We start from the raw sequence: 24,955 nt of genomic DNA, 5'->3' as shown, positions 1-24,955 counted from the left end.
CAATTAAAAGAAACAATTATGAGCAATAAAGATAACCTTTCACCGGTAGAAAGAATTAAAACCGGGAGTAACGGCCTTAGGGGAACATTAAAGGAAAGCCTTTCCGATGATTTTACAGGCGCCATCAGAGAAGATGATCAGACCCTGATCAAGTTTCATGGTATGTATCAGCAGGATGACAGAGACAGAAGGGAAGAGAGGGTTTCTAAAAAACTGGAATGGCTGTATTCTTATATGATAAGATTAAGACTTCCCGGGGGATTTTTAACTTCAGATCAATGGATAGGATTGAATGAAACAGCAGAAGATCATTCTACCGGAACCATAAAAATTACAACAAGGCAGACCATCCAGCTGCATGGTATTTTAAAGTCACATTTAAAACCAACCATTCAGAGTTTCAATCTGCAGCATCTTGATTCTATCGCAGCCTGCGGAGATGTCAACAGGAATGTAACGTGTACCGCCAATCCTTCTGAATCACCGCTACACCAGGAGGCTTATGAGCTGGCCGGCAAGATCAGTGAAATGTGCCTTCCGAAGACTCAGTCTTATTATGATATCTGGATTGATGATGAGCTTATTGTAGATCGAAAAGCTGAAGAAGATCCACTGTATCAGGATAGATATCTTCCCAGAAAACTGAAAATAGGAATTGCAGTTCCTCCGAATAATGATGTGGATGTTTTCATCAATGATATCGCCTTGATTGCCATTATTGAGAACAATACAATTGTTGGCTATAATATTGCTGCCGGAGGAGGATTGGGGGCTACTCACGGAAACGAAGCTACCTATGCCCGTCTTGCTTCTGTTCTTGGTTTTGTAGATACTGAGGAAAAAGTACTGCAGGCGGTCTATGAAATTATCACAGTACAAAGAGACTTCGGAAACAGAAGCGACAGAAAATTGTCAAGATTAAAATATACAATTGACAAACTTGGAATTGACCAGTACAGGTCCGAAGTTGAGAAAAGAACAGGATTTAGCTTTGAGCCAGCCAGAGAATTTAAGTTTGAACAGAGAAAAGACCGCTACGGCTGGATTCAAAATCATGAAGGGAAATGGTTTTATACTTTGTTTGTAGAACATGGCCGCGTTTTAGATACCCAGGAATATCCTTTAAAGTCAGGGTTATTAAAAATAGCCCAAACCGGGAAACTTAATTTCCGTTTCAGCTGTAACCAAAACCTTATTCTTGCTGACATCAATGAGGAGGATAAAATTGAAATTGAAAGCCTTCTTCAAGAATATGGGATTTCAGATTATACTGATCAGGCAAGTGCCCTTCGTAAAAATTCTGTTGCCTGTGTAGCCTTAAATACCTGTTCACTGGCCTTAGCGGAAGCACAGCGTTATCTGCCTTCTTTAGTAACTAAAATAGAGCCTATCCTTGAAAGACATGGACTTTTACAGGAAGACATCACCATCCGTATGACGGGATGCCCCAATGGCTGTGGAAGATCTCCTAATGCGGAAATCGGATTTGTAGGGACTGCTTATGGTAAGTATAATCTTCATATTGGAGGGGATAGATTGGGAATGCGCCTTAATACAAAATTTAAAGAGAATATTGGCGAAGAAGAGATTCTTACTACTTTGGATGAACTTTTCGGGATCTATGTAAACAAAAAACATACAGAAGAAACATTTGGTGATTTTTCGTACCGCTACTTACAAACTTTACATTGAAAATAATAGTATGCATCTTACTCAAAACCACAAATTATATTGTTGTCAACCACCCCGTCAAATCTTTGATTTGCCACCCCTCCGGAGGAGGGGAATATACCGTACCTAAATTGGAATATTCAGGAAAATGAGAGATTTTCAGAAGGCTTAGGTGGACCTTTTACACGGCATTATCGTACACGTACTTAAGTGAACTCAAATGTTTATATATAATCTTTTGTCTCTTTTTTGGCTGAAAGCCCCTTAGGCTCAAGCATTCTTTATTAAAAAAACTAAAATTGAAAATATGACTAGCCTTTTTTATGACCGGAAAAAACTAAACCAACAATTTCTTCTTTTAGGCGAACGAATGTGTATGTGTTGTTGATTTTCAAATCCCAATACTAATCAGGCTGTTTTTAAACTTTTATAATGTAGTCAACCACCCCGTCAAACCTCTGGTTTGTCACCCCTTCGTAGGAGGGAAATATACCGTACCTAAATTGGAATGTTTAGGAAAATCGGAGATTTTCAAAAAAGTAAGTGTACTTCTTATACACGAAAATTTTCACTTGAAAATAACTAAAGTGTTTAAGTCTTTGTGGTAAAAAATATGGTGTTTTATTAAAAAAGTTCAGACAGCTTCATTCTCAACCTAAAAAATGAAGAAAAATGAAAAACAAAAAACAAGGAACCTTTCTGCCAAAAGCAGGTATTATTGCCTTTACATTTCTATTTTTTAACCTGGCAGAAGCACAGCAGCAGCTTATTGAATTAAGCGGAATGATCAAAAATACCGGTACAAAAAAAGGGATTGATTCGGTAAAGGTACAGATAGAAAATACGGAAGACACAGCACTAACGGATCAGCTGGGTAATTTTAAGATAAGAACAAGAGTTACCATCCCATTCCGATTGGTGATTAATAAAGACGGCTTTAGCAGTCAAACGGTTGAAGTTCTTTCTTCTTCCAATAAAATAACCATCGGGCTTAATCCTCAGAACACCATTATTGATGCTGTTGTTATTTCAGCATCAAGGCTTCCTGAAAAAATATTAAGATCTCCGATAGCCATCGAAAAAATTGATATCAAAACCATCAGAGAGAGCCCGGCAGCTTCCTTTTATGAAACGTTGGAAAATGTGAAAGGACTTCAATTGCTGACCTCGAGTCTCACATTGAAGATCCCCAATTCCAGAGGCTTCAATTCACCTAATAATTTCCGGTTTATGCAGCTGGTGGATGGCGTAGATGTACAGTCTGCAACGCTGGGAGTACCCCTGGGAAATGCAATAGGTCCCACCGAACTGGACATTCAGTCTATGGAAGTGACTCCGGGAGCGGCATCTGCCCTGTATGGGATGAATGCCATTAACGGGTTAGCAAGCCTCCAGACAAAAGATCCTTTTACCTCCCAGGGAATAAGTGTTTACTTTCGTGGTGGGGTTAATCATGTAGACAATGTTAGTCATAAAATATCTTCTCTGGGAGAAAGTGCCATTCGGTTTGCAAAAGTTTTCAATAAAAACTGGGCTGTTAAAGTGAATGCTTCTTACTTCAGTGGAGTGGATTGGATTTCAGACAATCATACGGATCAAAATCCCAATTCACTGATCACCGCCAATCCTCATTTTTCTTTGGCAAATAATCCTGCTGAAGATCTCTGGAATAAATACGGTGACGAAAGAAATAACAGAGTTGCCGTAAAGGTTGACTATAATGGAAAGCCTACGACTTTTAATGTTTCCAGAACAGGATATCTGGAAAAAGACCTGGTAAGTCCGGAGGTGAAAAATATAAAATTTGATGCAGGGCTGTATTACCGTTTTGGAGATCAGTGGAGAGCTTCCTATGTATATCGGTACGGATTACTGGACGGGACATTTCAAAGAGGAAATAAAATCAGGCTACAGAACGCCACCGTTCAAAATCATAAGATAGAACTTACAGGCAAAGAATTGACTTTCAGAGCCTATGTCTCCATTGAAAATACCGGAGATTCCTACAATCTGAAACCGTTAGCCGACAACCTGGATCTCACCAATCTTTCGAATACCAACTGGAAAAATATATTTCAGACAAGTCTTCAGAATAATCTCAATGCGGGGCAAAGCCTCAATAATGCGTTTATTCTGGCCCGTCTGGAAGCTGATAAAAATAGAGCAGTCCCTGGAACTGCAGCTTTTGAACAGTTAAAAAATACCATTATCGGAATTAATAACTGGGATTCTGCCAATGCCGGAATTGCAGGAGCACCGGCAACCGGAGGTGCTAAGCTGGAACAAAAATCACGTTTTTATCAGGGCGAGCTCACCTATGATCTGACCCGCTTTGTAAAAATATTCAATCTTCTTGCCGGTGTAGATTACCGATTATACAGTATAACTCCGGATGGGAACAACTTTGTAGACTTCAACAGACCGGTGAGTGAAAGAAATATTCCTTTAGCTAACGGTACATTCGGGAAAGATGTTATCTATCAGAAGTATGGTGTATTTGCTCAAATTACCAAACTTTTCTTTGATGACAAATTAAAACTGAATGCTGCGTTACGGATTGACAGAAATCCGGAATTTGAATCCAAACTGAACCCGAGAATAAGTATTGTTTATTCCCCTGTTAATGAACATAATTTCAGGGCTTCTTTTCAAAACGGATACCGTTTTCCTTCACTTTTTGAGGCTCTTTCTTTCGTCAACAACGGAAATGTACGAAGAGTGGGAGGCCTTTCTAAAGTAAATGAAGGATTAGGCTATCTGGAAAATTCTTACACACTGGCTTCTATTGACAGGTTTACTTCTGCTGTAAATGCAGATGTAGACGGAGGAAAAAGTCAAAGTCAGGCGGCACAGGACCGTCAACAGCTTTTGACCGTTGCCAACCTGCAAAAACTGCAGCCTGAAAAGATCAATTCATTTGAAGTAGGCTATAAATCTGTATTTTTTAATACTAAACTAGTACTGGACTGGGATTTCTATTACAACATCTACGAAGGGTTTCTTGGCCAGGTAGAAGTTGCCGTTCCTAAAAACAGCCAGGTAGGAAGCAATACAGCTGTTCTCGCTATGCTGGACCGTAGCAAACAGGACCGATACAGAGTCTATACAAACAGTAATACGACCTATAAAAGCTATGGAACTTCTTTAGGAGTCCGGTATAATGTTATTAAAAATTATAACATCAACGCCAATATCTCTTATAATGACCTTGCTTCCAACAATAATTCGGACCTATTTATTACCGCATTCAATACCCCGAAATGGATGGTTAATGTAAGTGTTGGAAATAGGGAGATTGTTAAGAATATCGGATTTACAGTGGTTGCAAGATGGCAAAACAGCTTTATGTGGGAAAGTCCTTTAGCTTCAGGAGAAATACCGTCTTATTATACCCTAGATGCCCAGGCAACATGGAAACTTCCTGAGATCCATGCGAATATAAAAATAGGGGCTACCAATCTGCTCAACCGCCGTTATTTTCAATACGCCGCCGGACCTGAAATCGGAGGATTGTATTATCTCGCTTTCACCTATGATCTAAAACTTTAATCAAGATGAGTAACTCCCTATATCCCATATTCTTAAAGCTTGAAAACTTGTCATTACTGATCATTGGTGGTGGCAGGATTTCTCTTGAAAAATTAGAATCTGTACTTGGAAATTCACCTGAAACTTCCATAAGACTCGTTGCTAAGGAAATCATACCGGAAGTCAGAGCTTTACAAAATCAATACCCTAATATAACTTTGCATGAAAGACCCTACAACAATAATGATTTTAAGAACACCGATCTGGCCATTGTTGCTGTAAATGATATCGTACTGGCGGCGCAGATCAAAGAACAGGCCCATCAGAATAGTGTCTTGGTTAATATTGCAGATAAACCGGATCTGTGTGACTTTTATTTAGGCTCTATTGTAAAAAAAGGAAGCCTTAAAATTGCCATTTCAACCAACGGAAAATCACCAACTATTGCCAAGAGGTTAAGAGAAACATTCACGGAAACTATTCCCGATGAAATGGATCATGTTCTTGATAATATGCATAATATACGCAATCAATTAAAGGGAGACTTTAATTATAAAGTAAAAGAACTCAATAAAATAACTACCCAATACTTATCTGACGGAAAGGTCTCTCCGGTAACATCCAATGTAGAAATTGAAAAATTAATCCATATTACCAAAATAGCCCAGAGAAAAGCAAATATTTATCTGGCAATTATTGGAGTTTTGCTGCTCTTTGGAATATTGGGTCTTGTGGTTTATCAGTTCAATCTTTCCGGGGATATTCAGAATTTTTTGAGTAAAGACGGTCATATCTTTTACTGGATGCTTTTTGCAGGTTTTATGGCAGAAATAGTTGCCGGCTCCATGGGAATGGGATATGGCGTGATATGTACTACTATATTGCTGTTGCTCAATGTTCCACCGCCCGTAGTGAGCGCAAGTATTCATTCTGCGGAATCTTTTACCACAGCAGCTGGAGGCTTCAGCCATTACAAATTAGGAAATGTCAATAAAAAAATGGTGTGGGTATTGTTCCCGCTAGCCATCGTAGGTTCTATTATCGGAGCATTAACTCTATCTCATTATGGTGAACATTATGCCCATATCGTGAAACCTATTATCGCTTGCTATACTTTATATCTGGGAATTAATATCCTGAGAAATGCCTTTAAGAACAAAAAAGCCAATCGGATCAGAACAAAACGGAGAACGAATCTCAGAATACTGGGACTGGTGGGTGGCTTTATAGATTCTTTTGCAGGGGGTGGCTGGGGACCTCTGGTTACCGGAACATTAATAAAAGAAGGAAGAATTCCACGGTATGTGGTAGGCAGTTCAACTGTTGCTAAGTTTTTATTAACGGTTACCAGTGCCGTCACTTTTATTTTTACCATTGGGATCCATCATTGGAATATTGTATTGGGGTTGCTGTTGGGAGGTGTTTTTACCGCTCCGTTTTCAGCGATGCTTACCTCGAAATTACCCACTAAGAAAATGTTTGCTGTAGTAGGTGTTGTTGTTATTGCCATGAGCCTTATCACCATCATCAAATCTTTTATGTAATACAGATATTAAAAAAGCTCCCAAAAGGAGCTTTTTTAGTTTAAATATGATGCATAACGGGAGCTTATTTTTTATCAATTCCAAATCCTGTACATCCCTGAAACAGAAATAAGGTCAGGAACATTAAATACAGGGTTTGCGGAAGATAAAGAAAATAGCTCAGCCAGGTAAAAGGATCCATTTCATAAATTCCGGTCTCCGGTTTAATAGGGATAAGTTCTTTTGGAATTGTATTCAGATCATGGGTAAATAATGCGACAAGTATAATGATAATTAAGACCGAAGCACTTATTCTTGTCCATAATCCAAGCATCAGAAACAGCCCAAACATACACTCACAAAAAGCAGTAAAGTGAGCCATAAACCCAGGAAAGGGAAATCCGATACCGCTAATGGTATTGAACATGTATCCCTGAAAAATAGGGTGGAACAGTTTATTAAAGCCTGCGATAAAGAAGAACAGACCAATTAATATACGACATATGATATAAATGGTATTTGTGTTTTTTTCGAATTTTGATCTTATTGTATTCATGATATTTTCTATTTCATTTTTTGATTCATACCTACGACCAGCCTGTAACCAGGACTTTGTCATAGTATTTAATATTTAACAATTGAATAATAGGATAGCCATACTGTCTCCTACCTATTTCATACAGTACAGATTGTTGCCTCATTACCAGTACATATCACAATACATCTTATCATAGATTGAATAAGACAGTATAGTGTAGCAGTTGATTATATGAGAATTAACTGTTTATTTTAGGAGGGATCCAAATAGAATTAAAAAAAGATGAATAGGCCGGATCATTGTATAAAAAGAAACGGTTTCTTATATCCCGTCCCAATAATGAATTGAATGTAAAAGAAGAAAATGAAGTGGTAAAAAAGGATGAAAAATTATTACAGTAATTGCTGTTGCATTTCATCGGACTTTTAGTATTGTGCTCAAGATACATCCTGTTACATTCCTGCTCGGAATCTATTTTAAAATGATGAAAAGTCTTTAATACGGCCGTAGAAAAGCGGTTATAATCAGCTTTAAGAATAAACAAATGAGACAGTACTAAAAATACACTCAGTATTTTTATATAATGCAATAAACCAGTTTGTTTAAGTGTCATTCGTTTTTCCACTGAGACAAATATACTGAAATATTTATGGCTGGTTTAAATGAGTAAAAATAGCTGAAATTGACTAATTAAATTCGTTTTCTATTCAATAGCTTTGTAAAGCAATAATTATTCAATACTAAAGAAGTAGAAAATGATGAAAAATAAGTTATTTTTAACCATATTATCCTTCTCAGGATATATTTTATCAGCGCAGGAAGCAGACAACTCTTTACAGGGTTATTATAAGGCAAGTAATGATAAAACACTTTATAATAGTTTTAATTTTGACGGCAATGGAAAAGTCTTAATATCTGATATGGATTATGGGGATTATTTCACAAGAAATGACAGTCTGATTATTTATCCTGATAAAAGTATATTTATTTTTAAAATCAAAAAAGGAAAACTGACCGGAATCTCAAATTGGGTAGACAAAGGAGTCTGGATTCCCAAAAAAGACAGTTCTGAAATCAATAACAGACACCATCCGGCAGATGCCAAAAAGAAAGCTCAGCTATTAGCCGAATACTATGATAAAACAAAGAGTTCCACCGGATCAGATCTTGATTTTGAAGCATTAGCTTCCGGTAAAACCTCAAAAATTAATGAAGACCTTTGTAATAAAGGGTTAGCAAAGGCTTGTATGAATCTTTTTGGGTTAAAAATGCTGGAATATACTCCTGGTCTTTTAACAGATCCTGCGAAGATTTCTTCAAAAAAAATAAAACCTCACCCTGAATTACTCTCACTATCAAAGAAAATTATAGATCTTGGAGAGCCGGAAGGATATACCGTATTGGGAAGCTATTATTTCACATTGGGATTAAGGGAAAAAGCCTTTAAAACGTGGGAAGAAGGAGAAAAAAACGGAAGTTTAAAATCCGGTAGCACAAAAGCTTTAATTGAGTTCCAGGAAGAACTGGACAAAGAAAATAAAGACTAAAGGTAAGCATACAAATACCTAACAATACATTAACCAACGATCACCTATCTCAATATCAAACTTTTACAACATGCATTTCAATACAATATATTTTTCATTACTGTCTTTGGCAATGACTCTAAGCTGCAAACCGGAAAAGAAAACCATCCCGGAAACTCAGCCTCATGATACTATTAAGACCCACATAAGCAGTACTAAAGAGCATGATAGCCTTACAAAGAGCAAAAAAATTCCTGTTATTGATACAACGGCAGTACTGATGGCTTTTAAAAAAGCTTCACAGACAGAACAATTTGGTAAAGATTTATATTTCAACTTAAAAGATGAGCTTTCCGGTTCTATTTTTGATTCGGAACGCCCCATTCTTATAGGAGATCTGAATGGAGACCACTTAGAAGATGCTATTATGCCTTTTTCTATTGAAGGACGTGATGGCGGCAATAACTGGGATGCCCATTATGCTGTTTTCATCAATAAAGACGGTCAGCTCAAGTATCAGTATTCTTTCGACAGGGGAGCCGATCTGGCAGAAACACAGACCTTTTTTAAAAGTATAGAAGATGGGGTAGTAGAGGGAATGATAGAACCCGGATTTCATGTTCAGGAAGGAGAAAGTATACCCGTCAATTATATTTACAAAAACAACAGGCTTGTGGAAGTGACACCTTCTTCAAAGGCCAAATAAGAGAGGTAAAAAGCAACCCATATTGGAAATCAATAATAATCGGGAGAAGCTTAATTAAACGTTTGCCTGAATTCAAGAGGTGAGATTGCAGTCCTGTTTTTAAATAAACGGTGAAAAGACTGCGGATGTTCAAATCCTAAATGATAAGCAATCTCAGACACGGTCATCATGGTTGTGGACAGTAATTCTTTAGCTCTTTCAATCAGCCTGTTCTGAATGTGCTGCTGGGTAGTCTGGCCTGTATGAACTCTAAGCATATCACTTAAATAATTGGGACTGATATTCATTTCTGAAGCAATAAACTGTACTGTAGGAATTCCATCGATAATTAATCGGTTATTTTTAAAATAATCATCCAGTACACCTTCAAGCTGAATCAAGAGATCATGATTCATTTTCTTTCTGGTCAGAAACTGGCGGTTATAAAAGCGGTCACAGTATTTCAGCAGTAAGTCAATATTGGAGACTAATAAATCCTGAGTAAAAACATCCATATTATTTTCGGTTTCCCTCCGGATATTATCAATGATATCCGTAACAGACTTTTCTTCTCTTTCAGAAAGGTGCAAAGCCTCATGGGCTGCATAGGAAAAATAGCCATATTCTTTTATCGTAGCTGCTATAGGATATCCCTGTAAAAAATCAGGATGAACAAGCAATACACTGCCCTTGACTTCGGAAAGTAAAATATCTTCGAACTGCATCACCTGATGGGGGGCAATAAAATACATGATCCCATCCTGAAAATCATAATATTGCTGACCATATTTAAATTTTCCTGCACAATCATTCTTAATGGCCACAACATAAAAATCTGTAGTTACAGCAGTACGAAGGCTGCTGGGGTCAGCGGCAACTTCAGTAAAGTCAAAAACACTGATCAAAGGATTGGATGGCCTCCCCAGCTTTAAATAAAGATGCAGTGTCGTAATGGAGGTTATTTTTTCAGGTGCTTTCATTGGCTTTCTGCTTTTACCACTTTAAATGTATTGATAAATTGCCTAGAAAAGGTACAAAATTTTATTTTTGGAGGTCTTCCCACCCTCTTCGGAGGAAGGTTTACTTTGCTGCCAGCTGTTCTTTTCGGATTTGCTCAATTCCCTGTCTGTAGGTCGTTACCTTAAAATCGGGAAATCTTTTTCTAAATTGAGAATCATCAAACAGATTATCATACTCATACCTTGGAAGCAGCTCCAGCAGTTCTTTTGCATTTTTATTGAAAAGAGCGCCTATCCTGAAAGCCATTTTAGGAATGACAGAATAGCGGAATTCTTTCCCATATATCTCAGAAACCAAGGCAATGAATTGTTGATAAGTCAGTTTATGATCATCTACCGGTAAGTGCCAGGTCTGACCGAAAGCATCAGGTGTATTTCCTATTAAAGCGGTAACACTGCTAGCATCAGGAGTCCAGATCAGGCTTCGAAGTTTATTATCTCTCAATGGCACTTTCAGTTTTTTATCTTCTTTAATGGCATTGAAAATAAGACTGTTGGTAATACTTTGTGTCTTTCCCGGTCCATAAAACTCAGGTGCTCTGCAGATCACCGCTTCTATAGTTCCGGCTGCCATTTCCTTCAAAAGCATATCGGTCATCTCTTTTCTTACCCTTCCTTTTCTTCCTACAGGAGCAAAAGCAGTCTGTTCCGTCAGGACCTGGTTATTTTGAGGGTACATATAAGTATTGTCAAAAAACACCAACTTGGTTCCATTGATTTTACAGGCATCAATTACATTTCTAAGAATCATTGTAAACTGTTCCTCCCATAGATCCGTATCCATAGGAAGTCCCAGGGTAAAATAAGCAATATCACTTCCTTTTACCGCTTCTATTGCTTTATTCCTGTCTGTGAGGTCTGCAGAAAATACAGTATCAGTATCATTTACTTTAACGGCCTTTCTGCTGACGATTCTGATATCGGAGGTATAGTTCCGTTTCAGTTCCTTTGCCAGTTCCTGTCCAATCTGTCCATTGGCTCCTAATATTGTTTGCATACTATTTTATTTTCAGAGTTTTGTATGAAAGCTGATCATTAACAGTTGAGTACCATTGATGACCCTCTTTATTTCTGATACAAAATTCGGGCATTATTATCAAAAATGGGTATCCCAATCATCGGAATTTGTAACGCAATCTCTGAAAGGCGGCTGAAGGTGAGAAAATTTTCCTCACCTTCAGCTATTGTATCACTTCCTGTCCACGGCAAGATTATTATCCTCTATTTTGCTGATCAGCATATAAAATAACCCGGCATAGATCATTTGAATTCCCATGGCCTCCCAGTTTTCAACCGTACTGGATCCAAAAAGCAGCATCACAATGAGTGACGCGCCACTCATAGCGGCAACACGGGTTTTGAAACCTATCATAAGCAGCAGGCCAATTGTAAACTCGAGAAAGGGTAGTGCCGTACTAAAAGCATGTACCAATACCTGTGGCAGCCAGCTTTTTTCAAAACCTGCAGTCATTCCGTCTGCAAAATCCTGTAATTTGGTAAGCCTCACAAGCCCGTGTCCAAAAAAATTGATTCCCATTGAAATACGAAGGAAAAAATATCCTGTTTTTTTACTCATTTTTGTTATTTTTTATTGGTTGTATTGTTTTAAAGATGGGAAAGCAGAAGGCAAAAAATCATGAAAGCATTACACACGATTCTTAATTTCTTTAAAGGAAATAATAGTAAGCTATCCATCACTTTAAGAATCTCTTTCTTCCGATACTCTGACTCCTTACTTATTATATTTCTCTTCACTGTTATCCACAGGAGTATTGGGATCATTGATCACCATTTTGGCAATATCATCCTTTCTCATAAAGACAACCCCTTGTTTCTTCTGAGTGTATTTGATAAATTCTTCCATAGCATGAATCATAGCAGGCGTTCCGCCAATTCTGTCATGAAAACTTATACTCATCATTCTCCTTTTAGAAGCCCCTTCCTCATAGAGACGGTCAAATTCAAATTTCAGTTGCGTCAGAAACTGATCAGGGCTCCAATGTTTTCCTTCAATATTCACAATGTCATTATTACGGATCGTATAAGGGATTACCATAAAATTTTTACCTTGAACTTTAGTAATGAAAGGCTCATCATGGCTTACATCGTCTATATGGTACAGAAAACCGAGTTCCTGTAGTACTTTCAAGGTATTCGGACTTCTCCTCAGCCAGTTGCTGTTATAGCCTACCGCTCTTTTGCCGGTTATTTTTTGGACAACATCTACACCTTCTTTCACAAAATACAATTCATCGGCATGGCTTTTATTCCACTGGTTATCCCAGGTGAACCCATGAGCCGCTACTTCATGTCCTTCATTTGCAATGGCTTTGGCCACCTCCGGATATTTTTCGGCAGCAGTTCCCACAATATGGGATGTTACTTTAATGTTGTACTTTTTCCAAAGATCCAGCATACGGTAGATACCTTCATTGCCTCCATAACGGTACCAGCTTTCCGCTGGAAGATCTGGCTGGCCCGCAGGAAGAGACGTGCTGCTAAAAGGGCTTTCAGCACCTTCAGGCTGTCCGCCGGTTTCAAACTGCATAGAGACGGAAATGACTAGCTGAGCGCCATTGGGCCAATACTTTTTTCCTTTGGTTGGGGTTTCATTTTGGTTACTAATTTCCCCTTTGATTCTGTCTTTATTATTGAAACAGGAAACCAGGAATACTGTAGAAAAAAGCATCAGCACTGATTGTCTTAAATATTTCATTTCGAATGTTTTTTGTTATGCAAAATTGCTTCGAATGTCAGCATTATGTATTGTAAAAATTAATGGTAAATTTGTAAAAATCCATTCTTTATGAAACGCATTGTTAATTTCAATTCCTTTAATGTTTTCAGTATTGAAAAAGAAGTATGGGATGTTGAATACCATAATCACAACTTCTATGAATTGATTATCATTGAAAAAGGAAAAGGATTTCACCATTTGAACGGTATTGTATTTCCTTATAAAAAAGGTGATGTCTTCCTGCTCAGACCCAGCGACGGACATGAGTTTTCTATCAAAACTAAAACAAGATTTATTTATATAAAGTTTACAGAACAGTACATATGGGAAACCCTGTTGATAAACAAAAAGAATGAGCTGAAAAAGGTCATTCAGCTTCTTATGGAAGATCGGTCTTTTGTTTACGAATCGGCTATTAAAAATAAAACAGACAGGGTTCATCTGTTACAGCTGGCCCATATTCTTCTCTATGAATTCAGCCATCAAAGCAGATACAATAAAGACATTGTAGTTGATATCTTTTCAGCCATTATAACCGTTCTGATTAGAAATACGATGGAAACCACGACCAATAAAAAATGGATTTCCCAGCATCTAAGCAGAATTGAAAAGATTCTATATTATATCAATGTCAATGTACTGGATACAGATAAAATGAAAATTGAGAACCTGGCCAAAGAATTCATGCTTTCTTCCAACTATATCAGTATTTATGTAAAAAAACAAACCGGATTTTCTATACAGCAGCATATCATTCAGTACAAAATAAAAACAGCAGAAAAACTTCTCCTGCAAAGTCCGTACAATATCAATGAAATTGCTGATAAATTGGGGTTTAATGATACCAGCCATTTTAATAAAATATTCAAAGGGTACCAACAGCTGTCTCCCTCTGAATTCAGGAAAAAAAATAAATAATTCTGGAAACACCTAAATTAAGTGTCAGCTGTATTAAAATAAGAATATTACAGGTGATATTGAATTTATCGCCTATCCTTTATCCCGATTACTTTTAAAGCATGAGCGGTTAAATAAATATCATCGAAGACAGTAAGGGATTCCACATCATTGTAACCCAGGGGAATCATATCGTTTTTATTAAAAGATAATTCTATGGAAGGATCATATGACGCCACGATTCTCACCTTTGAGTACCCGTTATAATCCACTTTAAAACCTTCAAACATACATTTTTGCTCTGCATTCTGGTATTCGGCGTATTCTTCAAATCCTACCGCATCGGTTCTTTTTCCGTCATTATGTTCCAGAGACTTCCATGAAGCATAATTTTTAGGCTCCTTCAGGACATTTCCTTCCATATCTACAGGAACAAACATTCCAAGATAGAGAGGCTTTCTTAGAAAATTGGCATAATTATTCATCAAATTTAAAATTTGAAGATCGGCATAACCTTCATTCGAATAGTATTCAATTACAAAGGTTGTCATCGGAATCAGCTTGAGAGAAGCATCAGTCGGCATAATGAATGTTTTCTTTTATCGGAGGATAAAAATAGTATTTTTATTTTCTTTTCCCAACGGAAGTCTGCAATAGGATGGAATTTATACCCATTCTGAATAACAATAACAAACATCAATCTGTTTATTTTTTCGGTATTTTTGAAGAACAATAACGTAATAATGATAGTGAACACCTTTCTACAGGATATTGATGAAGTTTTTGATCTTTATAAAATGGCTTCCGATTTTAAGAAAACAGTATCCGGGGTACAATGGCCGGAGTTTGACCGAAGCATGATAGAAACAGAAATTAAAGAAAACCGCCATTGGAAAATTATAGTAGACGGACAGATCGCCTGCGTCTGGAGCATCACATTTAATGATCCTCAGGTTTGGGAAGAAAGAAATGCAGATCCTGCTGTTTATATTCACAGGATTGCCACCCATCCTGATTTCAGAGGACAAAAATTTGTAGAACAGATCGTTGAGTGGTCTGCAAAATTCGCAAAGGAAAATGAGAAACACTATGTCAGAATGGATACCACAGCAGGAAACCAGAGGTTGGCGGATTATTACATACGATGCGGATTTACTCAATTAGGAGCAAAAAAAATAGCTGATACCGAAGGGCTTCCCGCTCATTATCATAATGCGACTATGGTACTTTTTCAGTTGGAAGCTTAACATTTTACTTACAGACAGGTTTAACATCGTTTAGTAAGGTAACTAAGGTTTTTCCGGGTTCCTCAATGGGGATCAGATGGGCAGAATTTTCAAACCATATCCCTTTTTTAAACGGAGCTTTTACATTTTGCAACCATTGGGCAGTAGGCTCAGAAGGGGTAGTATAATCATGCCTTCCCATAAACATAAAAACCGGAATAGGGAAGGTTTTAATATTCTTAAAGTCAGTATCCAGAAATTCAGGAAGCACCTTTGCCAGGGTAAATACACTGCCTTTACCAATAGCCTCAGCATCCTGATAAGAATATTCCGGGGATAATAACGGAGCCTGGAAGAAATACCTGGAATTATTCCTGAAAGCTGTAAGCCCGCCATAATACTGGGGCCATTTCCGTGCAATAATGATCCTTTTTCTGGTAATAGGAGTGGTTCCCGGATAGGGTGCTATAGATGCCAATTCTTTCAAAGCCTCTTCATTTTTTAACCGGGTAGCTTCCTTTACGGCAAAATCAACACTCAAACGTTCATTGTCTTTAGTATTGATGACCTGTCCGATTCCTACATAAGCATAAAACAGATCTGGTCTTTTCAACGCCGCCCTCATAGAAATAATCGTTCCCCAGCTGTGACCAATCAGCAATACTTTCTTCTTTTTATACTTTGCTTTGATTAATTCAGCCAGTTCAATAGCATCATCTACATATTGACTGATATGAATGGTGTTTTTTAATGATAGGGTATCATTGGCATGATAAGTTTTGCCGGAAGCCCGCTGATCGTAATTGACAACAGTGAAATACTCCTCAATAGGTCTTTGAAACATCCACATGACTGGTGAAAGAGGTGAAGCCGGACCACCGTGTACAAAGAGTATCACCGGATTATCTTTATGCTGACCACGTACAAAAACCCATTGCTGAACACCCCCGATATTTACTTTATATCTTTCCTGAATTCCATTGGGACTGACAATTGAATCCAGGTCCTTTATAATTTCCCTGGCTTCAGCATACTCATCTCCGGGTTTGCTGTTTTGTCCGAATATCGTAAGAGAAAACAATAATATGATGACGAATATTATCTTATTTTTCATAAGTCGCTGATTTTGTAAGCCAAATTAAAAAAGATAATTTTAATAATCAAATAAAATGCATCCATAGGTCGATCTTATGATCATGCCAATCTCTGTACTCAGATGCTTATTAAAATCTGAATAAATTTCTTCAAAATAACGCTTAAGTAGCATTAAATTTAAAAGACCTACCTTTACAATAACCAAACAAAATTATTAATATGTCATTTGTAACCCCAGAAGGAGCAAGGAAAGCTCAGTTGTCTGTAACAGAAAGAGAGCCCGTTGCCCATGCCGTACTCTCAGGTGCAGAGAATATCTCAAAGTATAATACCGGAGTATGCCACGATGTTGTAGCATATGCTTTGTATATGCGAGGCGCCCGGATAAGCCCCACTCAGCTGGCTGAATCAGCTGGCCAAAAATGGCTCACTGTATTCAGATATCCGGACGGAGAAAAGTGGGATGGCTATGCCCCCATTCCGGCAGGAAAAGCAATTGGTTTCTACAGACTTATCGACAAAACCTGGTTTCATTCAGCCATCACTACAGGAAACGGTAACGAAATCCGATCTGTAAACGGATTTTCATTAGGATCAGCATGGTCTGTTCCCGTAGATATGGACTGGGTTTTCTTAGGTAAAAGAAATTCAGACGGAACCTTTAACTATGACGGCACCAAAATAGAAGTGTACATTTCACCTTTATAGCCGTCATGATAAGACAGAAATAATTCTACTAATAAATTATTTCTGTCTTATTTTATCACAAGCTATTTCTTTTTCTTCCGAAACAACAGGAGTTCACCCATTGATTCCTTTATTTTCTCCAAATACCCTTTCCCTGTTAAGGCTATCGTAAGCAAAAACAAAACCTCCCCCGTAATAAGCAGGATCAGGATGGTGGATGCTTTATTGGGAAAATCCACAAAGAAAAGGACCGGAACTCCCGCTAAACACAATGTTCCCAATCCTAAAAAGATAAATACCAGTTTATTTTTAAAGCTTAGTTTTTCCTTCGCCATCGTATGTGAATCTGATTACAAAAAAACTGATTTTATGTACATCATATTTCTATTTTGTGATCCAAACGTATATTCAGACCTTTGAAATGTCGATTTTTAAATATGAGACCTATTGTTGAATTTCAGGATCATATCTTTTCTTAAAATTATTGGGACAAATGATATTCACATCATTCCGTATAAAGCGTTGAAAAAATAATTTTAATGTAACACATAATTAACCTTAGTCTTGAAATAAAATCACGGGCTTATCAAATACTTCCTATTTACAACATAATTTTAGTGTTAAAAAAATTATAAATTTCTCTGAAATCAGTCCGAATTCAGCCTTAAAAAAAGAATATTAAGATAAAATATCCCTCATATTTTCAATGATTTAAAGCTTTTTCATAATAAAAAACAAATCCCCATGCGGCTGTTTCAATAAAATGGCTATATTTACCACCAAGGAGTTCTTAACACCTTCTTTATCAACCGAAACTGGTTACACTTAGCTGTGTATTAAAAGGGAATCGTGTGCAAATCACGAACTGTCGCGCAACTGTAAGTAACATGAAGGTTTTTATCAATATATGTCCACTGTTTACCTGGGTAAATGGGAAGGATGATAAAAACTGTTACAAGTCAGGAGACCTGCCTATTTCGAATTGACGATGCTTTCGCGATCTGAAGCTTATAGTCAGGTATGATACGATATAGATAACTGTGCGCTGTTTTTTCGTAAGTTATTTTTTTGAGATAGTTGTAATGTGGCCGTGTGCCTTTTCATTATGTCTATAAGCTCATTCGTATTTCCCTTTCCATAGTTTTTATTTCCCATCAGGCATTGTGAAGTTTGGCAAGAGCTTTTTAAAAGGATTTTATCATTTAAAAAGTTGAAGAATGCAAACATATAATCGCTATGTAAGAATCAGTAACTGGCTTATAATGGAAAAGAGCAGTCCATTCCTTGGGATCAATAAGGTTTTGCTAAAAACTTTCAACACAGATTTAATTTCTGTTCATCGTTATCCGTTATCATCAGGTATTCCTATACATCAATAACTCCTATTGCTTTTATCAGCAACCCCATACACCAAAACAAATTTTTAACAAAACAATAGATATTAAATGATTAAGAATGAAAGTATGCAGTCTCCCGGGTTACGATTCCGCGAGGCTATGCAGAAAGAAAAACCTCTCCAGATTGTAGGAGCTATTAATGCCAACCATGCATTATTGGCACAGCAGGCAGGTTTTAATGCAATTTATCTTTCGGGAGGTGGTGTTGCCGCCGGTTCTTTAGGAATTCCCGATCTGGGAATTACTACCCTGGAAGATGTATTAACAGATGTTCAGCGCATCACCAATATCTGTGATCTCCCCCTTATGGTGGATATTGATACGGGATTTGGTCCGTCGGCTTTTAACGTAGCCAGAACAGTAAAATCTCTGATTAAAGCTGGAGCTGCAGCCTTACATATTGAAGATCAGGTAGGAGCCAAACGTTGTGGGCACCGTCCCGGAAAAGAAATTGTAAGTAAAGAAGAAATGACAGACAGGCTGAAAGCTGCCGCAGATGCCCGTACCGACGAAAATTTTGTTATCGGAGCACGAACGGATGCATTTGCTAATGAAGGATTAGAAAAAACACTGGAAAGAGCTATCGCCTATAAGGAGGCTGGTGCCGATTTCATTTTTGCAGAAGCAGTGCCGGACCTGAGCTACTATCAAAAATTTGTAGATGCTACAGGGATCCCTGTATTGGCCAATATTACAGAATTTGGAATGATCAGCATGTATACTGTTGAAGAATTGAAGACCGCGGGAGTAGGATTGATTCTTTATCCGCTTTCTGCTTTCCGCGCAGCTAATAAAGCCGCTCAAAATGTCTATGAACATATCCGTAAAGAGGGTACCCAGGCCAATGTGATAGATACCATGCAAACCAGAGAAGAACTCTACCAAAGTATTGGATACCATGATTATGAACAAAAATTAGATAACCTTTTTAAAAAGAATAATGATGTCAACAAATAATGAACCTACCTTCAAACCTAAAAAAAGTGTCGCGCTTTCGGGAGTAGCAGCCGGCAATACAGCACTTTGCAGTGTCGGAAAAAGTGGAAACGACCTGCACTACAGAGGATATGATATTTTGGACCTTGCAGAAAAAACGCAGTTTGAAGAAGTAGCTTACCTACTGATCTATGGGCATCTGCCTACCGAAGCACAGCTGAAAAATTATAAGGCAAAATTAAAATCATTAAGAGGGCTGCCACATTCTGTAAGAAATATTTTAAAAAGTATCCCTGCTGCAGCACATCCAATGGACGTTATGCGGTCAATGGTATCTGCTATCGGTAGTATTCAGCCGGAAAAAGATGATCATAATATGGCGGGAGCCAGAGATATAGCCGATAAATTACTGGCATCATTCAGCTCAGGCCTTTTGTATTGGTACCACTATACCCACAACGGAAAAGAAATTGATGTAGAGACAGATGATGATACTATCGGAGGTCATTTCCTTCATTTACTGCATGGAAAAAAACCTTCCGATTCCTGGACAAAAGCAATGCAGATCTCTCTGAATCTGTATGCAGAACATGAATTTAATGCTTCTACATTCACAAGCCGTGTTATTGCAGGTACAGGTTCCGATATTTATTCTGCCATTACAGGAGCTATTGGAGCATTAAGAGGACCTAAACACGGGGGTGCCAATGAAGTAGCTTTTGAAATTCAGAGCCGTTATCATTCTCCGGACGAAGCAGAAAGCGACATCAGGCAGCGTATTGCCAACAAAGAAGTGATCATTGGATTCGGACATCCGGTCTATACCATTTCAGACCCAAGAAATGTAGTGATCAAAAAAGTAGCTAAAGAACTTTCCGAAGAAGCGGGGGATATGTTACTTTTTAATATTGCTGAAAGACTGGAAACCATTATGTGGGAAGAAAAGAAAATGTTCCCTAATCTGGATTGGTTCTCTGCGGTATCTTACCACTTAATGGGAGTACCTACGCTGATGTTTACGCCATTATTCGTAATTTCAAGAGTTACAGGATGGAGTGCACATATCATGGAACAGAGACAGGATGGTAAAATCATCCGTCCAAGCGCCAATTATACAGGTCCTGAAAACAAAGCATTTGTATCCATCGATCAACGATAAAAGAATTAAACTATTTTCAACTAATTAAAATTTTCAACTAAAAAAAATGAGTTCACACATTTCAAATGAAAGGCCACAGCCGGATAAAGTACTGGCAGATATTGCAGATTATGTATTAAACTACGAAATAAAAAATGACCTTGCCTGGAAAACAGCCCATTACTGTCTTCTTGATACGATTGGGTGTGGTCTGGAAGCTTTGACCTATCCGGCCTGTACCAAACTTTTAGGACCTGTCGTAAAAGGGACTATCGTTCCGAATGGTGCTAAAGTTCCGGGAACACAGTTTCAACTTGACCCTATTCAGGCTGCATTTAATATTGGGACAATCATCCGTTGGCTGGATTTTAATGATACGTGGCTGGCTGCTGAGTGGGGACATCCATCAGATAACTTAGGCGGTATTTTAGCAACAGCCGATTGGTTATCCAGAACCAATATTGCAGAAGGAAAAGCTCCTCTTAAAATGAAGCAGGTATTGGAGGCCATGATCATGGCTCATGAAATACAAGGGGTAATGGCGTTGGAAAATTCTTTTAACAAAGTAGGTTTAGACCATGTTTTGCTGGTAAAACTGGCTTCTACAGCAGTAGTAGGAAAATTGATAGGGTTAACCCGCGACGAATTGATCAATGCCGTATCATTAGCTTTTGTAGATGGTCAGTCTTTAAGAACGTACCGCCATGCTCCTAATACAGGTTCCAGAAAATCATGGGCAGCAGGAGATGCTACATCAAGAGCCGTTCGTTTAGCATTAATAGCACAAACCGGAGAAATGGGATATCCTTCCGTTCTGACAGCAAAAACCTGGGGATTCTATGATGTATCTTTCAAAGGAAATGAATTCAAATTCCAGAGAGACTACACTTCCTATGTGATGGAAAATGTACTATTCAAAATTTCGTTCCCTGCCGAGTTTCATTCCCAAACAGCCGTTGAAGCTGCAATGACATTACATTACACCTTACAAGACCTTGGAAAAACAACAGATGACATTAAAAAAATTACCATCAGAACTCATGAAGCGGCCATCCGGATTATAGACAAAAAAGGTCCGCTGAACAATCCTGCAGACCGTGATCACTGTATTCAGTACATGGTAGCCGTTCCATTAATTTACGGAAGACTTACCGCTGCCGATTATGAAGACAGCATCGCTTTAGATCCGCGAATTGATATCCTCCGTGATAAAATTGAATGCGTAGAAGATGTACAGTTTACCACAGATTATCATAATCCTGAAAAACGTTCTATTGCCAATGCTTTGACTGTAGAATTGAATGACGGAACCGTTTTAAATGAAATAGAGGTAGAATATCCTATAGGTCACAAACGAAGAAGAGAGGAAGGAATTCCTGAATTAATTAAAAAGTATAAAATCAATTTGGCAAGAATATTCCCTGAAAAACAACAGCGGGTAGTATTAGAAAACTCGTTGGAGTATGATACCCTTGTCAATCTTAATGTCAATGAATTTGTTGATTTATTGGTCATATAATTTTAAATGAAGGGTTGAATCTCAATTATGTTTCAACCCTTCATTTTCACCTTCCACCTTAACAAAAACTATGTCACATACAGTACAAATATTAATCAATGGAAACTTTATAGAAAGTAAAGCTTCTGAACATTTACCTGTTGAAAATCCTGCCACACAGGAAATTCTTGCAGAAGTTCCCCTAACGCTATTGTCCGAAATAGATGAAGCGATTGAAGCTGCCCAACAGGCCTTCAAAACATGGAAAGAAGTAGCCACCCCGGAAAGGGCAAGGTTATTCTTAAAATACCAGCATCTTTTAAAAGAAAATCAGAAAGAAATCGCTGAAATCCTGTCCAGAGAGAATGGAAAAACACTTGCCGATGCTATGGGAGACGTATGGCGGGGTATTGAAGTTGTGGAACATGCCTGTAATATCCCAACGCTGATGATGGGTGAGACCGTAGAAAATGTAGCAAGAGGCGTAGATACCTATAGCTATATTCAACCACTCGGAGTCTGTGCGGGAATTACCCCTTTCAATTTCCCTGCAATGATTCCTTTATGGATGTTCCCTATGGCTATTGCCTGCGGTAATACCTTTATTTTAAAACCTTCCGAGCAGACCCCAATGACCTCCATGAAAATGGCAGAGCTGTTTTTGAAAGCAGGCTTTCCTAAAGGGGTACTGAATATTGTCCATGGTTCCAAAGACCAGGTAAACCATATTCTTAACCATCCTGAAATTAAAGCTATATCCTTCGTAGGCTCTGTCCCTGTAGCGGAACATGTTTACCGTACCGGAACAGATAACCTGAAAAGAGTACAGGCTTTTGGAGGAGCAAAAAACCATATGGTGGTAATGCCTGATGCCAATAAAGAGCAGGTGGTCAATAATTTAGTGGGAGCCTCATGTGGGGCTGCCGGCCAGCGTTGTATGGCAATCAGTGTTGCCGTTTTAGTAGGAGAAGCTCAACATTGGGTGGAGGATATTAAAAACGCTTTAAAAACCATTAAACCGGGAGTTTGGTCAGACGAGTCTGCCGCATTTGGCCCCTTAATCAACAGACAGTCTAAGGAAAAAGTGCTGCGACTGATCAAAAGTGGCTATGAACAGGGAGCTGAAGTCTTATTAGACGGAAGTGACTGTACAGTAGAAGGCTATGAAAACGGATATTTTGTAGGCCCTACTTTATTCAGTAATGTATCTGTGGATATGGACATTTATAAAGAAGAGATCTTTGGACCTGCCTTACTTTTGTTAAAAGCTGACACCTTGGACGAAGCCATCAGTATCATCAATGCCAATCCTTATGGGAACGGAACCTCAATATTTACCAATTCCGGAGCTGCAGCCCGAAAATTCCAACATGAAATTGAAGTAGGTCAGATCGGTATTAATCTTCCTATTCCTGTGCCGCTGCCATTTTTCTCTTTTACAGGATGGAGAAAATCTTTCTTCGGAGATCTGCATTCATACGGAAAACAGGGTATCCGTTTCTATACCGAAACAAAAACAGTTACAGCCCGCTGGTTTGAAGAAGATGTACCGGGAGGAAATCTCAATATGACCATCAGTCTAAAATAATAGAAAGCAAACGGTGGAAAATGTCTATATGTTCTCCACTTTCAACACTCAGCTTTCAACTTAAATTTAAATACAATGGAGTTTAACCTAAATGAAGATCAACTGGCTTTTCAGGATGCGGCAAGAAGATTCGCTGAAAAAGAATTTTTCCCCTACGCTTCAGAATGGGATGCCAAAAAGATATTCCCAAGAGAAGCAATTGCTAAGGCCGGAGAACTTGGATTTTGCGGCATTTATACAAGTGAAACAGCAGGAGGTCTGGGATTGTCAAGATTGGATGCAGCCATCATATTTGAAGAGCTCGCTTCAGCCTGTCCTTCAACTACAGCTTATATTACCATACACAATATGGTTTCCTGGATGATTGACAAATTTGCAAAAGATGATGTCCGGGAAGAATTATGTCCGGCTTTAGCTTCAGGTATATTACTGGGCTCGTATTGTCTTACTGAACCTGGGTCAGGTTCTGATGCTGCAGGATTGAAAACCACAGCTGTAAAAAAGGGCAATACCTATATCATCAATGGAACAAAGGCCTTTATTTCCGGAGCCGGAGAAAGCGATATCCTGATTGTAATGGCCCGTACAGGAGATCCCGGTTCAAAAGGAATCAGTGCTTTTATTGTACCTGCCAATACAAAAGGAATCAGCTTCGGAGAAAAAGAAAAAAAACTGGGCTGGAATACCCAGCCTACACGTTTTGTATTCCTGGATCATGTGGAAGTAGAAGAGAAGTATCTTTTGGGAGAACCTGGAGAAGGTTTTAAAATAGCCCTGAAAGGACTGGATGGGGGCAGGATAAACATTGGAAGCTGCTCAGTAGGAGCCGCACAGGGCGCTATCAATCAGGCTCAGCAGTATATGCATGAAAGGCAGCAGTTTGGAAAATCATTGGCTCAGTTTCAATCGCTTCAGTTTAAAATTGCCGATATGGTAACAGATCTTGTTGCTGCCCGCCAAATGGTTCATCTGGCTGCTTTTAAACTGGATTCCAAAGACCCGAATGCTACAACCTATTGTGCTATGGCCAAAAGATTAGCAACAGATATGTGTTTTAATATCTGTAATGAAGCTATTCAGGTCCTGGGAGGGTATGGCTGCACACAGGATTTCCCTGTAGAAAGACTGATGCGGGATGCCAGAATCCATCAGGTAGTGGAGGGAACCAATGAAATTATGAAACTGGTAATCTCCAGAAAGATTTTAGAAGTAGGAGCGACCCTACAAATCAGATAGTTATAACAGATAAAAACGGAAAGCTGAAAC

The 24,955-nt window shown here is 38.3% G+C and carries 21 protein-coding genes and 1 riboswitch; of the genes, 13 read left to right on the top strand and 8 right to left on the bottom strand.

Translation table 11 applies throughout. The features are described 5' to 3' along the window. Positions 1-18: 18 nt before the first annotated feature. The 3 genes from B8967_RS02200 to B8967_RS02190 all read left to right on the top strand — a co-directional run bounded on the left by B8967_RS02200 (position 19) and on the right by B8967_RS02190 (position 6,743). On the top strand, positions 19-1,692 hold the full coding sequence (locus B8967_RS02200) for an NADPH-dependent assimilatory sulfite reductase hemoprotein subunit (RefSeq protein WP_084084199.1): 1,674 nt from the start codon (positions 19-21) through the stop codon (positions 1,690-1,692). A 651-nt stretch (positions 1,693-2,343) separates the two neighbouring features. Beyond that, on the top strand, positions 2,344-5,220 hold the full coding sequence (locus B8967_RS02195; RefSeq protein WP_084084198.1) for a TonB-dependent receptor: 2,877 nt from the start codon (positions 2,344-2,346) through the stop codon (positions 5,218-5,220). A gap of 5 nt (positions 5,221-5,225) precedes the next feature. Beyond that, positions 5,226-6,743 carry a TSUP family transporter gene (locus B8967_RS02190; protein ID WP_084084197.1) on the top strand — a complete coding sequence of 506 codons (1,518 nt, stop codon included), beginning with the start codon at positions 5,226-5,228 and terminating at the stop codon, positions 6,741-6,743. A 64-nt stretch (positions 6,744-6,807) separates the two neighbouring features. On the opposite strand, the gene B8967_RS02185 is transcribed toward B8967_RS02190, so the two are convergent. Next, positions 6,808-7,278, bottom strand: coding sequence for a DoxX family protein (locus B8967_RS02185; RefSeq protein WP_084084911.1), 471 nt, complete (start codon positions 7,276-7,278; stop codon positions 6,808-6,810). Between the two features lie 737 nt (positions 7,279-8,015). Here B8967_RS02185 and B8967_RS02175 point away from each other — a divergent pair. Then, entirely contained in the window at positions 8,016-8,807 is a 792-nt protein-coding gene (locus B8967_RS02175; protein WP_228405988.1) for a hypothetical protein, read from the top strand. A gap of 70 nt (positions 8,808-8,877) precedes the next feature. After that, a complete protein-coding gene (locus B8967_RS02170) occupies positions 8,878-9,492 on the top strand; it encodes a hypothetical protein (RefSeq protein WP_143330448.1) in 615 nt (204 codons plus the stop codon). A 50-nt stretch (positions 9,493-9,542) separates the two neighbouring features. Here the strand turns inward: B8967_RS02170 and B8967_RS02165 are convergent, their stop codons facing one another. The 4 genes from B8967_RS02165 to B8967_RS02150 form a co-directional block, all read right to left on the bottom strand. Beyond that, on the bottom strand, positions 9,543-10,451 hold the full coding sequence (locus B8967_RS02165) for a helix-turn-helix domain-containing protein (RefSeq protein WP_084084194.1): 909 nt from the start codon (positions 10,449-10,451) through the stop codon (positions 9,543-9,545). A gap of 100 nt (positions 10,452-10,551) precedes the next feature. After that, positions 10,552-11,487, bottom strand: coding sequence for an NAD-dependent epimerase/dehydratase family protein (locus B8967_RS02160; protein WP_084084193.1), 936 nt, complete (start codon positions 11,485-11,487; stop codon positions 10,552-10,554). A gap of 192 nt (positions 11,488-11,679) precedes the next feature. Beyond that, positions 11,680-12,066, bottom strand: a complete 387-nt coding sequence (locus B8967_RS02155; RefSeq protein ID WP_084084192.1) for a DoxX family protein — start codon at positions 12,064-12,066, stop codon at positions 11,680-11,682. Positions 12,067-12,222: 156 nt separating this feature from the next. Then, positions 12,223-13,206 (bottom strand): polysaccharide deacetylase family protein, encoded by a 984-nt coding sequence (locus tag B8967_RS02150; protein ID WP_084084191.1) that lies wholly within the window; start codon positions 13,204-13,206, stop codon positions 12,223-12,225. Between the two features lie 90 nt (positions 13,207-13,296). Between B8967_RS02150 and B8967_RS02145 the strand changes: the two genes are divergently transcribed. After that, positions 13,297-14,145, top strand: coding sequence for an AraC family transcriptional regulator (locus tag B8967_RS02145; protein WP_084084190.1), 849 nt, complete (start codon positions 13,297-13,299; stop codon positions 14,143-14,145). Between the two features lie 65 nt (positions 14,146-14,210). Here B8967_RS02145 and B8967_RS02140 read toward each other — a convergent pair whose 3' ends face one another. Next, a complete protein-coding gene (locus B8967_RS02140; RefSeq protein ID WP_084084189.1) occupies positions 14,211-14,708 on the bottom strand; it encodes a hypothetical protein in 498 nt (165 codons plus the stop codon). Positions 14,709-14,867: 159 nt separating this feature from the next. Here B8967_RS02140 and B8967_RS02135 point away from each other — a divergent pair, with 159 nt between their 5' ends. Then, positions 14,868-15,371, top strand: a complete 504-nt coding sequence (locus B8967_RS02135) for a GNAT family N-acetyltransferase (protein ID WP_084084188.1) — start codon at positions 14,868-14,870, stop codon at positions 15,369-15,371. Positions 15,372-15,375: 4 nt separating this feature from the next. On the opposite strand, the gene B8967_RS02130 is transcribed toward B8967_RS02135, so the two are convergent. Beyond that, complete coding sequence (locus B8967_RS02130) at positions 15,376-16,464, bottom strand: alpha/beta hydrolase (protein WP_084084187.1); 1,089 nt, start codon at positions 16,462-16,464, stop codon at positions 15,376-15,378. Positions 16,465-16,664: 200 nt separating this feature from the next. Here B8967_RS02130 and B8967_RS02125 point away from each other — a divergent pair, with 200 nt between their 5' ends. After that, positions 16,665-17,153, top strand: a complete 489-nt coding sequence (locus B8967_RS02125) for a hypothetical protein (RefSeq protein WP_047493676.1) — start codon at positions 16,665-16,667, stop codon at positions 17,151-17,153. 62 nt (positions 17,154-17,215) lie between these two features. Here B8967_RS02125 and B8967_RS02120 read toward each other — a convergent pair whose 3' ends face one another. After that, on the bottom strand, positions 17,216-17,467 hold the full coding sequence (locus tag B8967_RS02120) for a transporter suffix domain-containing protein (protein ID WP_047493679.1): 252 nt from the start codon (positions 17,465-17,467) through the stop codon (positions 17,216-17,218). A 464-nt stretch (positions 17,468-17,931) separates the two neighbouring features. Then, a riboswitch (cobalamin riboswitch) is annotated at positions 17,932-18,123 on the top strand. Positions 18,124-18,577: 454 nt separating this feature from the next. On the opposite strand from B8967_RS02120, the gene prpB reads away from it, so the two are divergent. The 5 genes from prpB to B8967_RS02095 all read left to right on the top strand — a co-directional run bounded on the left by prpB (position 18,578) and on the right by B8967_RS02095 (position 24,925). Next, the gene (gene prpB, locus B8967_RS02115) at positions 18,578-19,486 is read left to right on the top strand and encodes a methylisocitrate lyase (RefSeq protein ID WP_084084186.1); all 909 of its coding nucleotides are present in this window, start codon (positions 18,578-18,580) and stop codon (positions 19,484-19,486) included. Further along, entirely contained in the window at positions 19,473-20,624 is a 1,152-nt protein-coding gene (gene prpC, locus B8967_RS02110; protein WP_047493685.1) for a bifunctional 2-methylcitrate synthase/citrate synthase, read from the top strand. The genes prpB and prpC overlap by 14 nt, the downstream gene beginning before the upstream one ends. A gap of 46 nt (positions 20,625-20,670) precedes the next feature. Beyond that, the gene (locus B8967_RS02105) at positions 20,671-22,122 is read left to right on the top strand and encodes a bifunctional 2-methylcitrate dehydratase/aconitate hydratase (RefSeq protein WP_084084184.1); all 1,452 of its coding nucleotides are present in this window, start codon (positions 20,671-20,673) and stop codon (positions 22,120-22,122) included. A 70-nt stretch (positions 22,123-22,192) separates the two neighbouring features. Next, complete coding sequence (locus B8967_RS02100) at positions 22,193-23,689, top strand: CoA-acylating methylmalonate-semialdehyde dehydrogenase (protein ID WP_084084183.1); 1,497 nt, start codon at positions 22,193-22,195, stop codon at positions 23,687-23,689. A gap of 75 nt (positions 23,690-23,764) precedes the next feature. Beyond that, the gene (locus B8967_RS02095) at positions 23,765-24,925 is read left to right on the top strand and encodes an acyl-CoA dehydrogenase family protein (RefSeq protein ID WP_084084182.1); all 1,161 of its coding nucleotides are present in this window, start codon (positions 23,765-23,767) and stop codon (positions 24,923-24,925) included. Positions 24,926-24,955 lie beyond the last annotated feature (30 nt).

Origin of the sequence: Chryseobacterium sp. YR221, assembly GCF_900176315.1 — a bacterium.
Classification (GTDB): Bacteria; Bacteroidota; Bacteroidia; order Flavobacteriales; family Weeksellaceae; genus Chryseobacterium; species Chryseobacterium rhizosphaerae.
Note: the sequence above shows the minus strand (reverse complement) of the source record. Positions and strands in the feature narration are given on the sequence as shown.

What these genes read in the sequence shown, in the direction of transcription:
- B8967_RS02190 (WP_084084197.1), top strand. Translation starts at nt 5,226, where the DNA reads ATGAGTAACTCCCTATATCCCATATTCTTAAAGCTTGAAAACTTGTCA.
- B8967_RS02120 (WP_047493679.1), bottom strand. Translation starts at nt 17,467, where the DNA reads ATGGCGAAGGAAAAACTAAGCTTTAAAAATAAACTGGTATTTATCTTT.
- B8967_RS02185 (WP_084084911.1), bottom strand. Translation starts at nt 7,278, where the DNA reads ATGAATACAATAAGATCAAAATTCGAAAAAAACACAAATACCATTTAT.
- prpC (WP_047493685.1), top strand. Translation starts at nt 19,473, where the DNA reads ATGTCAACAAATAATGAACCTACCTTCAAACCTAAAAAAAGTGTCGCG.
- B8967_RS02175 (WP_228405988.1), top strand. Translation starts at nt 8,016, where the DNA reads ATGATGAAAAATAAGTTATTTTTAACCATATTATCCTTCTCAGGATAT.
- B8967_RS02195 (WP_084084198.1), top strand. Translation starts at nt 2,344, where the DNA reads ATGAAAAACAAAAAACAAGGAACCTTTCTGCCAAAAGCAGGTATTATT.
- B8967_RS02200 (WP_084084199.1), top strand. Translation starts at nt 19, where the DNA reads ATGAGCAATAAAGATAACCTTTCACCGGTAGAAAGAATTAAAACCGGG.
- B8967_RS02170 (WP_143330448.1), top strand. Translation starts at nt 8,878, where the DNA reads ATGCATTTCAATACAATATATTTTTCATTACTGTCTTTGGCAATGACT.
- B8967_RS02100 (WP_084084183.1), top strand. Translation starts at nt 22,193, where the DNA reads ATGTCACATACAGTACAAATATTAATCAATGGAAACTTTATAGAAAGT.
- B8967_RS02165 (WP_084084194.1), bottom strand. Translation starts at nt 10,451, where the DNA reads ATGAAAGCACCTGAAAAAATAACCTCCATTACGACACTGCATCTTTAT.
- B8967_RS02130 (WP_084084187.1), bottom strand. Translation starts at nt 16,464, where the DNA reads ATGAAAAATAAGATAATATTCGTCATCATATTATTGTTTTCTCTTACG.
- B8967_RS02140 (WP_084084189.1), bottom strand. Translation starts at nt 14,708, where the DNA reads ATGCCGACTGATGCTTCTCTCAAGCTGATTCCGATGACAACCTTTGTA.
- B8967_RS02135 (WP_084084188.1), top strand. Translation starts at nt 14,868, where the DNA reads ATGATAGTGAACACCTTTCTACAGGATATTGATGAAGTTTTTGATCTT.
- B8967_RS02160 (WP_084084193.1), bottom strand. Translation starts at nt 11,487, where the DNA reads ATGCAAACAATATTAGGAGCCAATGGACAGATTGGACAGGAACTGGCA.
- B8967_RS02150 (WP_084084191.1), bottom strand. Translation starts at nt 13,206, where the DNA reads ATGAAATATTTAAGACAATCAGTGCTGATGCTTTTTTCTACAGTATTC.
- prpB (WP_084084186.1), top strand. Translation starts at nt 18,578, where the DNA reads ATGATTAAGAATGAAAGTATGCAGTCTCCCGGGTTACGATTCCGCGAG.
- B8967_RS02095 (WP_084084182.1), top strand. Translation starts at nt 23,765, where the DNA reads ATGGAGTTTAACCTAAATGAAGATCAACTGGCTTTTCAGGATGCGGCA.
- B8967_RS02105 (WP_084084184.1), top strand. Translation starts at nt 20,671, where the DNA reads ATGAGTTCACACATTTCAAATGAAAGGCCACAGCCGGATAAAGTACTG.
- B8967_RS02125 (WP_047493676.1), top strand. Translation starts at nt 16,665, where the DNA reads ATGTCATTTGTAACCCCAGAAGGAGCAAGGAAAGCTCAGTTGTCTGTA.
- B8967_RS02155 (WP_084084192.1), bottom strand. Translation starts at nt 12,066, where the DNA reads ATGAGTAAAAAAACAGGATATTTTTTCCTTCGTATTTCAATGGGAATC.
- B8967_RS02145 (WP_084084190.1), top strand. Translation starts at nt 13,297, where the DNA reads ATGAAACGCATTGTTAATTTCAATTCCTTTAATGTTTTCAGTATTGAA.